14 protein-coding genes and 1 pseudogene are annotated in these 13,484 nt (G+C 67.7%); 14 read left to right on the top strand and 1 reads right to left on the bottom strand.

What is annotated here, in order from left to right:
- Positions 1-50 precede the first annotated feature (50 nt).
- The 8 genes and pseudogenes from mltG to aroQ all read left to right on the top strand — a co-directional run bounded on the left by mltG (position 51) and on the right by aroQ (position 6,586).
- Positions 51-1,241 (top strand): endolytic transglycosylase MltG, encoded by a 1,191-nt coding sequence (gene mltG, locus ACJH71_RS17570; protein WP_406759275.1) that lies wholly within the window; start codon positions 51-53, stop codon positions 1,239-1,241.
- On the top strand, positions 1,219-2,055 hold the full coding sequence (locus ACJH71_RS17575; protein ID WP_406759276.1) for a shikimate dehydrogenase: 837 nt from the start codon (positions 1,219-1,221) through the stop codon (positions 2,053-2,055). Before mltG ends, ACJH71_RS17575 begins: the two co-directional genes overlap by 23 nt.
- A 19-nt stretch (positions 2,056-2,074) precedes the next feature.
- Positions 2,075-2,503, top strand: coding sequence for a prepilin peptidase (locus ACJH71_RS17580; RefSeq protein ID WP_406759377.1), 429 nt, complete (start codon positions 2,075-2,077; stop codon positions 2,501-2,503).
- 185 nt (positions 2,504-2,688) lie between these two features.
- On the top strand, positions 2,689-3,072 hold the full coding sequence (locus ACJH71_RS17585; protein WP_406759277.1) for a hypothetical protein: 384 nt from the start codon (positions 2,689-2,691) through the stop codon (positions 3,070-3,072).
- Between the two features lie 123 nt (positions 3,073-3,195).
- The gene (gene aroC, locus ACJH71_RS17590) at positions 3,196-4,413 is read left to right on the top strand and encodes a chorismate synthase (RefSeq protein WP_406759278.1); all 1,218 of its coding nucleotides are present in this window, start codon (positions 3,196-3,198) and stop codon (positions 4,411-4,413) included.
- Between the two features lie 3 nt (positions 4,414-4,416).
- A pseudogene (locus ACJH71_RS17595) lies at positions 4,417-4,932 on the top strand (shikimate kinase); the annotation flags it as partial.
- Between the two features lie 101 nt (positions 4,933-5,033).
- Complete coding sequence (gene aroB, locus ACJH71_RS17600) at positions 5,034-6,140, top strand: 3-dehydroquinate synthase (protein ID WP_406759279.1); 1,107 nt, start codon at positions 5,034-5,036, stop codon at positions 6,138-6,140.
- Positions 6,137-6,586 (top strand): type II 3-dehydroquinate dehydratase, encoded by a 450-nt coding sequence (gene aroQ, locus ACJH71_RS17605; protein ID WP_406759280.1) that lies wholly within the window; start codon positions 6,137-6,139, stop codon positions 6,584-6,586. Before aroB ends, aroQ begins: the two co-directional genes overlap by 4 nt.
- Here aroQ and ACJH71_RS17610 read toward each other — a convergent pair.
- Positions 6,547-7,269 carry a B-4DMT family transporter gene (locus ACJH71_RS17610; protein WP_406759281.1) on the bottom strand — a complete coding sequence of 241 codons (723 nt, stop codon included), beginning with the start codon at positions 7,267-7,269 and terminating at the stop codon, positions 6,547-6,549. The genes aroQ and ACJH71_RS17610 overlap by 40 nt on opposite strands.
- A gap of 33 nt (positions 7,270-7,302) precedes the next feature.
- Between ACJH71_RS17610 and ACJH71_RS17615 the strand changes: the two genes are divergently transcribed.
- The 6 genes from ACJH71_RS17615 (at position 7,303) to ACJH71_RS17640 (ending at position 13,472) form a co-directional block, all read left to right on the top strand.
- A complete protein-coding gene (locus ACJH71_RS17615; RefSeq protein WP_406759282.1) occupies positions 7,303-8,406 on the top strand; it encodes a M24 family metallopeptidase in 1,104 nt (367 codons plus the stop codon).
- Between the two features lie 15 nt (positions 8,407-8,421).
- Positions 8,422-8,985: an elongation factor P gene (efp, locus tag ACJH71_RS17620; RefSeq protein ID WP_024442176.1), complete on the top strand. Its 564-nt coding sequence runs from the start codon at positions 8,422-8,424 to the stop codon at positions 8,983-8,985.
- A gap of 2 nt (positions 8,986-8,987) precedes the next feature.
- Positions 8,988-9,509 carry a transcription antitermination factor NusB gene (gene nusB, locus ACJH71_RS17625; RefSeq protein WP_406759283.1) on the top strand — a complete coding sequence of 174 codons (522 nt, stop codon included), beginning with the start codon at positions 8,988-8,990 and terminating at the stop codon, positions 9,507-9,509.
- An 87-nt stretch (positions 9,510-9,596) separates the two neighbouring features.
- Positions 9,597-12,335: an aminotransferase class I/II-fold pyridoxal phosphate-dependent enzyme gene (locus ACJH71_RS17630; protein WP_406759284.1), complete on the top strand. Its 2,739-nt coding sequence runs from the start codon at positions 9,597-9,599 to the stop codon at positions 12,333-12,335.
- A gap of 172 nt (positions 12,336-12,507) precedes the next feature.
- Positions 12,508-13,248, top strand: coding sequence for a GntR family transcriptional regulator (locus ACJH71_RS17635; RefSeq protein ID WP_406759285.1), 741 nt, complete (start codon positions 12,508-12,510; stop codon positions 13,246-13,248).
- Positions 13,245-13,472 carry a ferredoxin family protein gene (locus tag ACJH71_RS17640; protein ID WP_406759286.1) on the top strand — a complete coding sequence of 76 codons (228 nt, stop codon included), beginning with the start codon at positions 13,245-13,247 and terminating at the stop codon, positions 13,470-13,472. The genes ACJH71_RS17635 and ACJH71_RS17640 overlap by 4 nt, the downstream gene beginning before the upstream one ends.
- Positions 13,473-13,484: the final 12 nt, after the last annotated feature.

The raw sequence follows: 13,484 nt of genomic DNA on the forward strand, positions 1-13,484 counted from the left end.
AGCCCGGGAACAAGGCCCAACCGGTAGCGGTCGGACCCCCGAGGCGCCGGATGAGCCGCACCGAGCGGGCCCGTGAGAACCGCCGGCGGCGCCAGCACAACCGGCACCGCCGGCTGGCCCGCGGACTTGGTGTCGCCCTGGTCGTCCTGGTCGGAATCGCCGGCGTTTTCCTGGCCTCCAAGCTCTGGCACTCCAGCGGTCCCGTCGTCGACTTCACCGGCGAGGGCGGCCAGCAGGTACTGATCGAGGTGCACGAGGGCGACTTCACCACCGCGATCGCGGAAACGATGCTCGATGCCGGGGTGATCGCCAACGTCGGAACGTTCCTCACTGCCGCGCAGGGCAACGCCGCCATCGCGGCGATCCAGCCTGGCTTCTACCGGCTGCGGGCGGAGATCCCGGCCGCCACAGCGGTACAGCAGCTCACCGACCCGAAGAATCGGGTGGGCAAGCTGGTGATTCCGGAGGGTCGTCAGCTCGACGACACCACCGACATGAAGACCGACCGGGTGACCCCGGGGGTGTTCACCCTGATCGCCGAGGCCAGCTGCCTGGACCTCAACGACGATCATCACTGTCTCAAGGCCCAGGACCTGCGTCGCGCTGCGGAGACCGAGACACCGCAGTCGCTGTCCGTGCCGGAGTGGGCGCTCGGTCCGGTCAGCAAGATGGGCCGCGATCACCGCCGCATCGAGGGCCTGATCACGGCGGGCACCTGGAACGTCGACCCGACCGCGCCGGCACCGACCGTGCTGGCGAAACTGATCAGCCAGAGCAGTGCGGAGCTGGATAGGTCCGGCCTTTCCGGCACCGCCGAGCAGTTGGGCATGACTCCCTACGAGATGCTGGTGGTGGCATCGCTGGTGCAACGCGAAGCCCTGCCGCACGACTTCGCCAAAGTCGCCAGGGTGATCGACAACCGGCTGGGGGAGCCGCAGCGGCTGGAGTTCGACTCGACGGTCAACTATCCGCTGGACCGCCAGGAGGTGGCTACCACCGACGCCGATCGGGCCAAGGTGACGCCGTGGAACACCTACGCCTCCGATGGTCTGCCCGCCACCCCGATCTGCTCACCGGGAGTGGACGCGCTGCATGCCGCCGAGCATCCCGAGCCCGGCGACTGGCTGTACTTCGTGACGATCGACAAGGACGGCACCACTCTGTTCACCCACAACTATCAGCAGCATCTGAACAACATCGAGATGGCGCTGGACAACGGTGTCCTCGACAGCTCCCGCTGACCTCGGGCCACGCCGGGCCGCGGTGCTGGGTTCGCCGATCGCCCACTCGCGGTCACCTCAGCTGCATCTGGCGGCCTACCGGGCGCTCGGCCTGCAGGGCTGGACCTATGAGCGCATTGAGTGCGGGGCCGAGGAGTTGCCGGCGCTGGTTGCCGGCTTCGGACCGGAATGGGTCGGCGTCTCGGTCACCATGCCGGGCAAATTCGCGGCCCTGGCGTTTGCCGACGAACGCACCCGGCGCGCCGAGCGCATCGGCTCGGCGAACACGCTGGTTCGCACGGCAACCGGATGGTTGGCCGACAACACCGACGCCGACGGGGTGAGTGGGGCGCTCGCTTCGGCCGGTCCGGTGTCGGGCGCAGCGATCGTGCTGGGCTCTGGCGGCACCGCCCCGGCCGCGGTGGTGGCACTGGCCGAACTGGGTGCCGACCACATCACGGTGGCCGCCCGCAACGCCGACAACGCCGCCAGGGTGGTGGCCTTGGCCACCGAAGCCGGTGTGTCGGCTCGCGTCTGCGCACTCGATGGCCCCGACCTGGCCGCGGCGGCCACCGATGCCTCGGTGCTGGTCAGCACACTTCCGGCCGACGTCGCCGCCCGGTGTGCGCCGGTCCTGGCCGGGGTGCCGGTGCTGCTGGACGCCATCTACGACCCGTGGCCGACGCCGCTGGCAGCGGCGGTGGCGACCGCCGGCGGCACCGTGATCAGCGGCCTGCAGATGCTGTTGCACCAGGCGTTCACTCAGGTCGAGCTGTTCACCGGTCGGCCCGCGCCCCGCGCGGAGATGACTTGCGCGGTGGCCGACCTCGCCTGAGCATGGCGCCATGGACGGGATGGAGGCGGTGGGGGCGGCTTCAGTGCTGGTGTGGCTGACCCTGCTGAGTGGCTACGACATCCGGCAGCGGCGGCTGCCGAATTGGTTGACGCTGCCCGCGGCGGTGCTGGTGCCGGCGGTGGCGGCCGCGGTCGGCAGAGGGCCCGCGGCGCTGGTCGGCGCGGCGGCTCTGACCGGGGTCTACCTGGTCGTCCACCTGATCGCCCCGGCAGGATTGGGTGCCGGCGACGTCAAGCTGGCCGTCGCGCTCGGCGCGCTGACCGGCTCCTTCGGTGCCGACGTGTGGCTGCTGGCCGCGGTGTCCGCGCCCCTGCTGACCGCGCTGTGCGGGCTGGGCGTGGCCATGGCGGGCCGCGGGCGGACGGTGCCGCACGGACCGTCGATGTGCCTGGCCAGCGCGGCGGCAGCGGCACTGGGGATGGCCTGAACCGGGTGTGTGCCGACGGCCATTCGCGGGATAAAGCTCAGGGAACGCAAATTAACGTCGACTGTGACCTTGCCAGGAAACGTTTGCCGCTCAGCCCATTATTAGGTAGCATCGACCGTATTGAACTGCTGCTGACCGGTGCGTAGCCAGAGGGGGTGACCGTGAAGCGAGCTGTAGTTGGGGGCGTGGCAGCTGCTGTGGTTGCCGTCGGTGGGGGCATCGTTCTTGCCAGCAACATGGCATCACCGTCGCTGCCTGACGTGCAGGTTCCGGCGATTCAGCTGTCCAGCGCCGAAGGAAACGACGCCACCGTGCAGTGGCTGGACCTGTTTGCGCAGACCTCAGCCGCTAACGCGGACTCCTTCGGCGGCTACCTGCTGGACCCGAGTTCCGCTGTCCCGCCGGGTGAATCGCCGTTAGTGCTGATCGACCCGGAGACCTCCGCGGAGGACTTCGACCAGATCCTCGACGGGGTGGTCGGCAATGCGGGTAGTCAGCTCAACGCGGTGACCTCACCCAGCAACGGCCCCGACGCCGTCACCTACCTGATCCTCAAAAACGGTTCCTGAACCCGGCTAACGGGTCGCGAACCGGATCGAATCCCGGTTGTCGCTGCGCTGAGCAGCGTGTGTGGGCAACCGTAAACTCCTCCAAGCCCGGGCGGGCCTGACCGGCATGGGAAGATGGGACACGTGTTGCGTTGGATAACCGCCGGGGAATCGCACGGTCGCGCGTTGGTGGCCATGGTCGAGGGCATGGTCGCCGGAGTGGCCGTCACCTCGGCTGACATCGCCGATCAGCTGGCTCGCCGCCGGCTGGGGTACGGCCGCGGGGCCCGGATGAAGTTCGAGGCCGACGCGGTCACCGTGCTGTCCGGGGTGCGCCACGGCATCACCCTGGGCGGTCCGATCGCCGTCGAGATCGGCAACACCGAGTGGCCCAAGTGGGAAACGGTGATGGCGACCGATCCGGTCGACCCGGCAGTGCTGGACAGCGAGGGTGGCGCCCGCAACGCGCCGCTGACCCGGCCACGGCCCGGCCACGCCGACTTCGCCGGCATGCTCAAGTACGGCTTCGACGACGCTCGCCCGGTACTCGAACGTGCCAGCGCACGCGAGACGGCCGCCCGCGTCACCGCGGGCACCATTGCGCGGGCATTCCTGGACCAGGCCCTGGGCGTCCAGGTGATCTCCCACGTGATCTCGATCGGCGCCTCCGATCCCTACGACGGTCCGGTGCCGCAACCGGCCGACCTGGCCGCTATCGATGCCAGCCCGGTGCGGGCCTTCGGCGCGGGCGCTCAGGAATCCATGATCGCCGAGATCGAGGCGGCCAAGGCCGACGGCGACACCCTGGGCGGTGTCGTCGAGGTGGTCGTGTCGGGCCTGCCGATCGGCCTGGGCTCATTCATCAGCGGTGATGACCGCCTCGACAGTCAACTGGCTGCGGCGATCATGGGCATCCAGGCCATCAAGGGTGTCGAGATCGGTGACGGTTTCACCACCGCCCGCCGGCGCGGCAGTGCGGCCCATGACGAGATGTACCCCGGCCCCGATGGAGTGGTGCGCTCCACCAACCGGGCCGGCGGGCTGGAGGGCGGTATGACCAACGGGCTGCCGCTGCGGGTGCGTGCGGCGATGAAGCCGATCTCCACGGTGCCGCGGGCACTGGCCACCGTCGACATGGCCACCGGCGAGGAAGCGGTCGCGATTCATCAGCGCTCCGACGTGTGCGCGGTGCCGGCCGCCGGTGTGGTGGCTGAAGCCATGGTGGCATTGGTGCTGGCCCGCGCCGCGCTGGACAAGTTCGGTGGCGACTCGCTGACCGAAACCCGGCGCAACATCGAGGCCTACCGACGTTCGGTCGCCGACCGCGTGCCCGCGGGCGACCAGGAACGGGCCTCGGGGTAGCCCATGGCGCCCAGAGCGGTTCTGGTGGGGTTGCCCGGGGCGGGCAAGTCCACGATAGGACGGCGCCTGGCCAAGGCCCTCGACGTTGAGATGCTCGACACCGATGCCGCCATCGAGGCTCGCACCGGCCGCACCATCGCCGACATCTTCGCCACCGACGGCGAACCCGAATTCCGCCGCATCGAGGAAGACGTGATTCGGGAGGCGCTGGACGAGCATGCCGGTGTGCTGTCGCTTGGCGGGGGAGCCGTCACCACCCCCGGGGTGCGCGATGCGCTGGCCGGACACACGGTGGTGTTCCTGGAGATCAGCGCCGCCGAAGGCGTGCGGCGCACCAGCGGCAGCACGGTCCGGCCCCTGCTCGCCGGTCCCGGCCGGGCCGAGAAGTTTCGCGAGCTGATGTCGCAGCGGGTGCCGCTGTACCGCAGGCTAGCGACGATCCGCGTCAACACCAACCGGCGTAACCCGGGTGCGGTGGTGCGCTATATCGTGTCTCGGCTGGAGGCCGGAGCACCCGCCGGCCGGACACAACCACAACCGGCGGCACCAGGCCCTGCCGCCCCGCCGGTTACCCCGCCCACACCCGCCACCCTGGCCGCCCGACAGACCGGAGGACGCAAGTGACCGACATTCCCGAGCCGATCACCGTGACGGTGGCCACCGACCCGCCGTACCCGGTGGTGATCGGTAAAGGCCTACTCGGTGATCTCGCCGGGTTGCTTGCCGGGCGCAACAAGGTCGCGATCCTGCACCAGCCGACCATGGAAGCGACCGCGGAGGGTATCCGAACGTACTTGGCCGACAAGGGGATCGAGGCGCACCGCATCGAGATCCCGGACGCCGAGGACGGAAAATCGCTGCAGGTGCTGGGCTTCATCTGGGACGTGCTGGGCCGCATCGGCCTGGACCGACGCGACGCCCTGGTCAGCCTCGGCGGCGGCGCCGCGACCGACGTCGCGGGATTCGCGGCGGCGACCTGGCTGCGCGGTATTTCGATCGTGCATGTGCCCACCACATTGCTGGCCATGGTGGACGCCGCGGTCGGCGGCAAGACAGGAATCAACACCGAAGCCGGCAAGAACCTGGTCGGTGCGTTCCATCAGCCCGCCGCCGTCGTCGTCGACCTGGCCACCCTGGAGACGTTGCCGCAGCGCGAGATCGTCGCGGGCATGCCGGAGATCGTCAAAGCCGGCTTCATCGCCGATCCGGTGATCCTGGACCTGATCGAGGCCGATCCGGTGGCGGCGATGGATCCGGCGGGAGAGGTGCTGGGCGAGCTGATCAGGCGTGCCATCACCGTCAAGGCCGAGGTGGTCGCCGCCGACGAGAAAGAGTCGGACCTTCGCGAGATCCTCAACTACGGCCACACTCTGGCGCACGCGATCGAAGCGCTGGAGCACTACCAATGGCGCCACGGCGACGCGGTGTCCGTGGGATTGGTGTTCGCCGCCGAGCTGGCCCGCATCACCGGACGCCTCGACGACGCGACCGCGGACCGGCATCGCTCGATCCTGCTGTCGCTCGGGCTGCCGGTCAGCTACTACGAGGACGCGCTGCCCGCGCTGCTGGAATACATGATGGGGGACAAGAAGACTCGGGCCGGGGTACTGCGGTTCGTGGTGCTCGACGGTCTGGCGAAGCCGGGCCGGCTGGAAGGACCCGACCCGATGCTGCTGGCGGCCGCCTACGACGAGGTGGGACGGCGATTCCGATTGGAGCGGCGATGAACCGGATCAACGTCATCAACGGCCCTAACCTGCAGCGGTTGGGCCGGCGTGAGCCGGATGTCTACGGCAGCACCAGCTATGCGGACCTAGAGGCGTTGATCGAGCGTGAAGCGGCCGAACTCGGGGTCGACGTCGTGGTGCGCCAAAGCGACAGCGAAGCCGAGCTGCTGGAGTGGATTCATTCCGCGGCCGACGCCGCCGAACCGGTGATCCTCAACGCCGGCGGCCTGACCCACACCTCGGTGGCGCTGCGTGACGCCTGCGCTGAACTGCCCGCCCCGCTCATCGAGCTGCACATCTCCAATGTGCATGCCCGCGAAGACTTTCGGCGGCACTCCTACCTGAGCCCGATTGCCAACGGGGTGATCGTCGGCTTCGGGGTGCGCGGTTACCTGCTGGCGCTGCGCTACTTGGTCGAGTCGTCGGAGGGCGAGTCGTCCGACTGAGCTTCGGTGACGCCAGTGTCCTCGATCACCGGGATCTCGGTGGTGGCGTCGGCGTCGGCCGGGATCTCCTCGGTGGTGAAGCCCCCAGATAGACCGGCGGGGCTGCCCAGCGTCGCGTCGACGGCAGGCGCGGCGGCCTCGGTCTGCGCGGCGCCGGCCTCTTCGGCGGCCAGCGCGGGAGCGCCGACGGTGGCGAACACGTCGGTCGCCGGCTGGCTCTCGGCCTCGGCGGCCGGGACCGGGCGGCGCTCGGGATGCTTCTCGTACTCCTTGTCGATGGCGCGGCGACCCAGCGCCACGGCGGCCACTGCCACCACGAAGACCAGTAGCGCGGTGAAGGCCGCGAAGCTGGTCAGCTCGTTGAAGAACGTGCTGATGTAGAGCGCCTTGTCGACCTGGCCGATGAGCCATGAGACGAACCCGCTGAGCAGCCCGGCGACCAGGCCGGCACCCAGCCAGGTCATGGCGAGGTCAGCGCGTCGGTCCGGATCGGCGGTGGCCTTGGCGTCCGCGCGGCCGTCGGAACGGCCCCAGACGAATACCGCGATCGCGAACAAGATCATCAACGCCAGGCTGATCAGACCGGCCTGCGCCTCGAAGGCGTTGATCAGCACCCCCTGGATGAGGCGGACCACGACCATCAGTGCAGCGAACACCAGCCCGCGCAGAAACCACTTGCTCATGGGGCCACAGCGTAGCGAGTACCGTCACACCGCGTGACACATTCCTCCCGTCGGGCGCGTCTGAGTGCCGAGATCTGCGCCGCAGACCTGGACGCGATGCTGGTCACCGACCTGATCAACGTGCGCTATCTGTCCGGATTCACCGGGTCGGCCGGGGCCCTGCTGGTCTATGCCGACGATCGGCCGCCGGTGCTGGCGACCGACGGCCGCTATCGCACTCAGGCTGCCCGGCAGGCCCCCGACCTGCAGGTCGCGATCGAACGGGCCGGAGCCCGGTACCTGGTCACGCAGGCTGCGGCGGCTGGCGCGCGCCGGGTGGGATTTGAGGGTCACGTGGTCACCGTGGACGGATACGAGGCGTTGTCGGCGGCCCTGTGCGGGATCGAGGACGCCGTCGAGCTGGTGCGGGCCTCGAACACCGTGGAGGCGCTGCGCGAGGTCAAAGACGCCGGCGAGGTGGCCCTGTTGCGGCTGGCCTGCGAGGCTGCCGACGCGGCCCTGGGTGAACTGGTGGAGCGCGGCGGCCTGCGGCCGGGGCGCACCGAACGTGAGGTCCGACGGGAACTGGAGGCCCTGATGCTCGACCACGGCGCGGACGCCGCGTCGTTCGAGACCATCGTGGCCACCGGCCCCAACTCGGCGATTCCGCATCACCGGCCCACCGACGCGGTGCTGGCCGCCGGCGACTTCGTCAAGATCGACTTCGGCGCGCTGGTGGCCGGTTATCACTCCGACATGACCCGCACCTTCGTGCTGGGGCCGCCCGCCGACTGGCAACGCGAGATCTACCAGGTGGTCGAAGCGGCGCAGCGGGCCGGTCGCGAGGCGTTGCAACCGGGTGCGGAACTGCGCGACGTCGACGCGGCCGCGCGCACGGTGATCGCCGAGGCCGGCTACGCCGAGACCTTCGGCCACGGCCTCGGTCACGGGGTCGGGCTGCGGATTCACGAAGCGCCGGGAATCAATGCGGCGGCCGACGGTACACTGCTTGCCGGTGCTGTGGTGACCGTAGAGCCCGGCGTCTATCTGGCTGATCGTGGCGGGGTCCGTATCGAGGACACGCTCGTGGTCGCTGATACTGCCGGGCAGGCCCCGGACCTGCTGACTCGGTTCCCCAAGGAACTGACCATTCTCTAGGAGACGTGAACGACCGTGGCTTCAACTGCTGACTTCAAGAACGGGCTGGTGCTGGTGATCGACGGCCAGCTGTGGCAGATCACCGAGTTTCAGCACGTCAAGCCGGGCAAGGGTCCGGCCTTCGTGCGCACCAAGCTCAAGAATGTGGTGTCGGGCAAGGTCGTGGACAAGACCTACAACGCCGGTGTGAAGGTGGAGACCGCCACCGTCGACCGCCGCGACGCCACCTACCTGTACCGCGACGGCAACGACTTCGTGTTTATGGACAGCGAGGACTACGAGCAGCACCCGCTGCCCGAATCGCTGGTCGGCGACTCGGCGAACTACCTGCTGGAGAGCATGCTGGTGCAGATCGCCTTCCACAACGGGGTCCCGCTGTACCTGGAGCTGCCGGTCAGCGTCGAGCTGGAGGTCACCCACACCGAGCCCGGCCTGCAGGGCGACCGGTCCAGCGCGGGCACCAAGCCGGCCACCATGGAGACCGGCGCCCAGATCAACGTGCCGCTGTTCATCAACACCGGAGACAAGCTGAAGGTCGACACCCGCGACGGCAGCTACCTGGGACGGGTTAACTCCTGACCATGCCTGCTGGCAAGCCGGTTAAAGGCCGGCACCAAGCCCGTAAGCGTGCCGTTGACGTGCTCTTCGAGTCCGAAGCCCGGGGCCTGACCCCGGCGCAGGGCGCGGAGCTGCGAACGGCACTGGCCAGTGAGCAGCCCGACGTGTCACCGCTGCACCCGTACACCGTCACGGTGGCCCGAGGGGTGACCGAGCACGCCGCCCATATCGACGACCTGATCACCTCGCACCTGCAGGGCTGGAAACTGGAGCGGCTGCCGGCGGTGGACCGGGCGATTCTGCGGGTGGCGATCTGGGAGTTGCTGCACGCCGACGACGTGCCGGAGCCGGTCGCCGTGGACGAAGCGGTCAAGCTGGCCAAGGAGTTGTCCACCGACGAGTCGCCCGGATTCGTCAACGGCGTGCTCGGCCAGGTGATGCTGGTGACCCCGCAGCTGCGGGCCGCGTCGCTGGCCGTTCGCGGGGCGACTGAACCTGCGGCCGCATCCGGTGAGCCCGACTCCGAAGCCACCCCGCAGGACTGATCGCCGCGCTCTCGCGAGCCTGCCGGCTGAGGGGGCCGGGGGTCGCTAAACCGGCCGGGCCGCGTCAAGATCATGCAGACTGGCCCCATGGGCCAAGATTGGGACGCACGGAACCGGAGACTGAGAGTATCGGCGTTGGCGGCGGTGGCGAACCCGTCGTATTCACGGGTGGACACCTGGAACCTGCTGGACGACGCGTGTCGGGAGTTGGCTGCGGTCGACCGCGCCGGCATGGATACCACCCGTCAATATGCGCAGGTCAAGCGCCTGATGCAACGACTGGCGGCCTACGAGCGATATTGGTTGTTCCCCGGTGCGGGAAGGCTGACGGCGTTTCGCAATTACCTCGAAGGCATGGCGACGGTGTCGCTGACCGAGCAGGTATCGCTGGTGGTGCGGCTGCTGTCGGACTATGGGGACCGGGCGGCGTTGTTCGACATCGGTTCACCGTTGGCCGATCAGGAATTGGTGGCGCAGGCCCGGCGGCAGCAGTTCTACACCGTGCTGCTTGCCGACGACTCGCCACCTGAAGCACCGGAAAGCCTGGCGGAAAGCCTTCGCGCACTGCGTAACGTCGACGATGACGTGCAGATCGAGCTGTTGGTGGCTTCCAGCGTCGAGGACGCCATCACTGCCGTAGCGCTCAACGGTGAGATTCAGGCGGCGATCGTCCGGCATGACCTTCCGTTGCGATCGCGCGACCGGGTCCCGTTGATGAACACACTTTTGGGCGCCAACGACGACGCGGGAGTCGTCGATGGCAGCCACGATGCAATCGAGTGCGGCGAATGGATGCGGCTGCTGCGCCCCCACATCGACCTGTACATGCTGACTGACGAATCAATCGCCGCGGACACCGAGGCAGAACCCGACGTCTACGACCGCACCTTCTACCGGCTCAACGACGTCACCGATCTGCACAGCACGGTGCTGGCCGGAATCCGGAAACGCTACGCCACACCGTATTTCGATGCGTTGCGGGCTTACGCTGCCGAGCCGGTCGGTCAGTTCCACGCGCTGCCAGTGGCGCGCGGCGCCAGCATCTTCAATTCCCGCTCGCTGCAGGACATGGGGGAGTTCTACGGCCGCAACATCTTCATGGCCGAAACCTCGTCGACTTCCGGCGGGTTGGACTCGCTGCTGGACCCCCATGGCACTATCCGGGTGGCGATGAACAAGGCCGCCAAGACCTGGAACGCCGACCATACCTACTTCGTCACCAACGGGACCTCGACGGCTAACAAGATCGTGGGGCAGGCGTTGACCCGGCCCGGTGACATCGTGCTGATCGACCGGAATTGTCACAAGTCGCATCACTACAGCCTGGTGCTCGCCGGTGCTTATCCGATGTACCTGGACGCCTACCCGTTGGCGTCTACGGCGATATACGGCGCGGTGTCGCTCCACACCATCAAGCGGGCACTGCTGGACCTGGAAGCCGCCGGACAGCTGCACCGGGTCCGGATGTTGTCTTTGACCAACTGCACATTCGACGGCGTTGTCTATAACCCTCAGCGAGTGATGGAGGAAGTCCTGGCGATCAAGCCGGACATCTGCTTCCTGTGGGATGAGGCCTGGTACGCCTTCGCGACTGCGGTGCCGTGGGCCCGGCAACGCACTGCCATGGTTGCCGCCGAACGGCTGGAGAGCATGCTCGGTTCACCGCGTTACGCCCAAGAGTACGAAGCGTGGCGCGAATCGATGCAGGGAATTGATCGCGACCAGTGGAGCGAGCACCGGCTGCTGCCCGCCCCATCGTCACGGGTGCGGGTCTATGCGACCCACTCCACGCATAAGTCGTTGTCGGCCCTGCGGCAGGCGTCGATGATCCACGTCCGGGATAAGGACTTCAACGCGCTGGCGCGTGATGCGTTCGCCGAGGCGTTTTTGACCCATACCTCCACCTCACCGAACCAGCAGTTGCTCGCTTCACTGGACCTGGCCCGCCGCCAGGTGGACATCGAAGGCTTTGACATAGTCCGGCGGGTTTACGACATGGCGCTGGTGTTTCGTCACCGGGTTCGTAAAGATCGGCTGATCAACAAATGGTTCCGGATTCTCGATGAGGACGATCTGGTGCCCGACGAGTTCCGGACTTCCACGGTCAATTCCTACCGTCAGGTCCGTCAGGGCGGGCTGGCGGAGTGGAACGAGGCCTGGCGTTCCGACGAATTCGTGTTGGATCCGACCCGGGTAACGCTGTTCGTGGGTCAGACCGGGATGAACGGCTATGAATTCCGAGAGAAGGTCCTGATGGACCGCTTCGGCATCCAGATCAACAAGACCTCTATCAACTCTGTGCTGTTGATCTTCACCATTGGCGTCACCTGGTCGAGCGTGCACTATCTGCTCGACGCGTTGCGCCGGGTCGCGGGCGAACTGGACCGTGCCTGGGCGGCGGCCAGCAGCGACGATCGGGCGTTGCAGCAGCGCAAAACCGTTGAGATCACCGAAGACCTGCCGCCATTGCCGGACTTCAGCGAGTTCGCGCCGGCGTTTCGTCCCGGCGGTGCCAGCACATTCGGCGACATGCGTGCGGCGTTTTACGCTGGCTATGACGAGTCCGATCGCGAATATGTGCTGCTCGGGGACGCCGGCCGCCGGGTCGCCGACGGCAAGACCCTGGTCTCGACCACGTTCGTCGTGCCGTACCCGCCCGGCTTCCCGGTGCTGGTTCCCGGTCAGGTGATCTCCAAGGAGATCCTGTACTTCCTGGCCGAACTCGACGTGAAAGAGATTCACGGCTACAACCCCGAGCTGGGGTTGGCGGTGTTCACTCCCGAAGCCCTGGCGCGTTATGGGCGGGCATCGGATGTCGCCGGTTAGCCTCACCGCGATTGTTACCCAGGCCGCGGGCGCAGCGGCGGCGCAATGCGCCCTCATCAGGAGGTTTCCGCTGGCAGCCCACGGCGGGCGGGTGGCGCAATGAGTTTTGGCCCCCGATCAGCGGAATTCGCAGCTCTGGGGTCGCCGAGGCGGCGGCCCTTAGCGTGTCTGCATGGCCGGAGCCCACGTCGCATCGCAGCCGATTCGCCGCGCGGATCGGGCCCGGCAGGTCGCCGACGTGCTGCGCCATCAGATCCATGCCGGCGCCTACGACGACGGGCTGCCCGGCGAGCCGGAGTTGGCCACTGAATTCGTCGTCTCCCGCAACATCGTTCGTGAGGCACTGGCGGCGCTGAAGGCCGAAGGACTGATCCACCGCGGGCCGAGAACCGGCACCCACGTGGCCCAGCACAAATACGACCACGGACTGGACTCACTGCGGGGCCTGCAGGAGACCTTTGATGCGCAAGAAGTGCGTAACGAGGTGCGGGTGGCGACGACGGTGGACGCTCCGCCGTCGGTCGCCCGGCGGCTGGGGCTGGGCGCCGGCGCCCAGGTGGTCTTCATCGAACGACTGCGCTACCTCGGTGACGTGCCGCTGAGCCTGGATCAGACCTATCTTGCACCCGATATCGGCGCTGCTGTGTTGGCCCACCCCTTGGAGTCCAACGACGTGTTTCCGCTGATCGAACAGATCAGCGGCCAGCGCCTGGGCGATGCGACCCTGGCACTGGAGGCGATTCCCGCCGACCCGCACACCGCGGCGATCCTGCAGCTTCCCGGCGGCTCGGCCCTGCTGATGCTGGAAAGGCTCACCAGCCTGGAGAACGGCCGGCCCGTGGATCTCGAGTACATCCGGATGCGCGGTGACCGCGTCACCATGCGCGGCACTCTGACAAGGAGCTATCCATGACACTGGTCAACGGCCGTGCCGACGTCCCCGTGACGATCGATGAATCACTGTGCATCTCCGGCTGCACGCTGTGCGTCGACATCTGCCCGCTCGATTCCCTGGCGATCAACCCGGAGAACGGCAAGGCCTTCATGCACGTCGACGAGTGCTGGTACTGCGGGCCGTGTGCGGCGCGCTGTCCGACCGGCGCCGTCACCGTCAACATGCCTTATCTCATTCGCTGAATGCATTGACCA

Origin of the sequence: Mycobacterium sp. SMC-15, assembly GCF_045310925.1 — a bacterium.
Taxonomy (GTDB): Bacteria; Actinomycetota; Actinomycetes; order Mycobacteriales; family Mycobacteriaceae; genus Mycobacterium.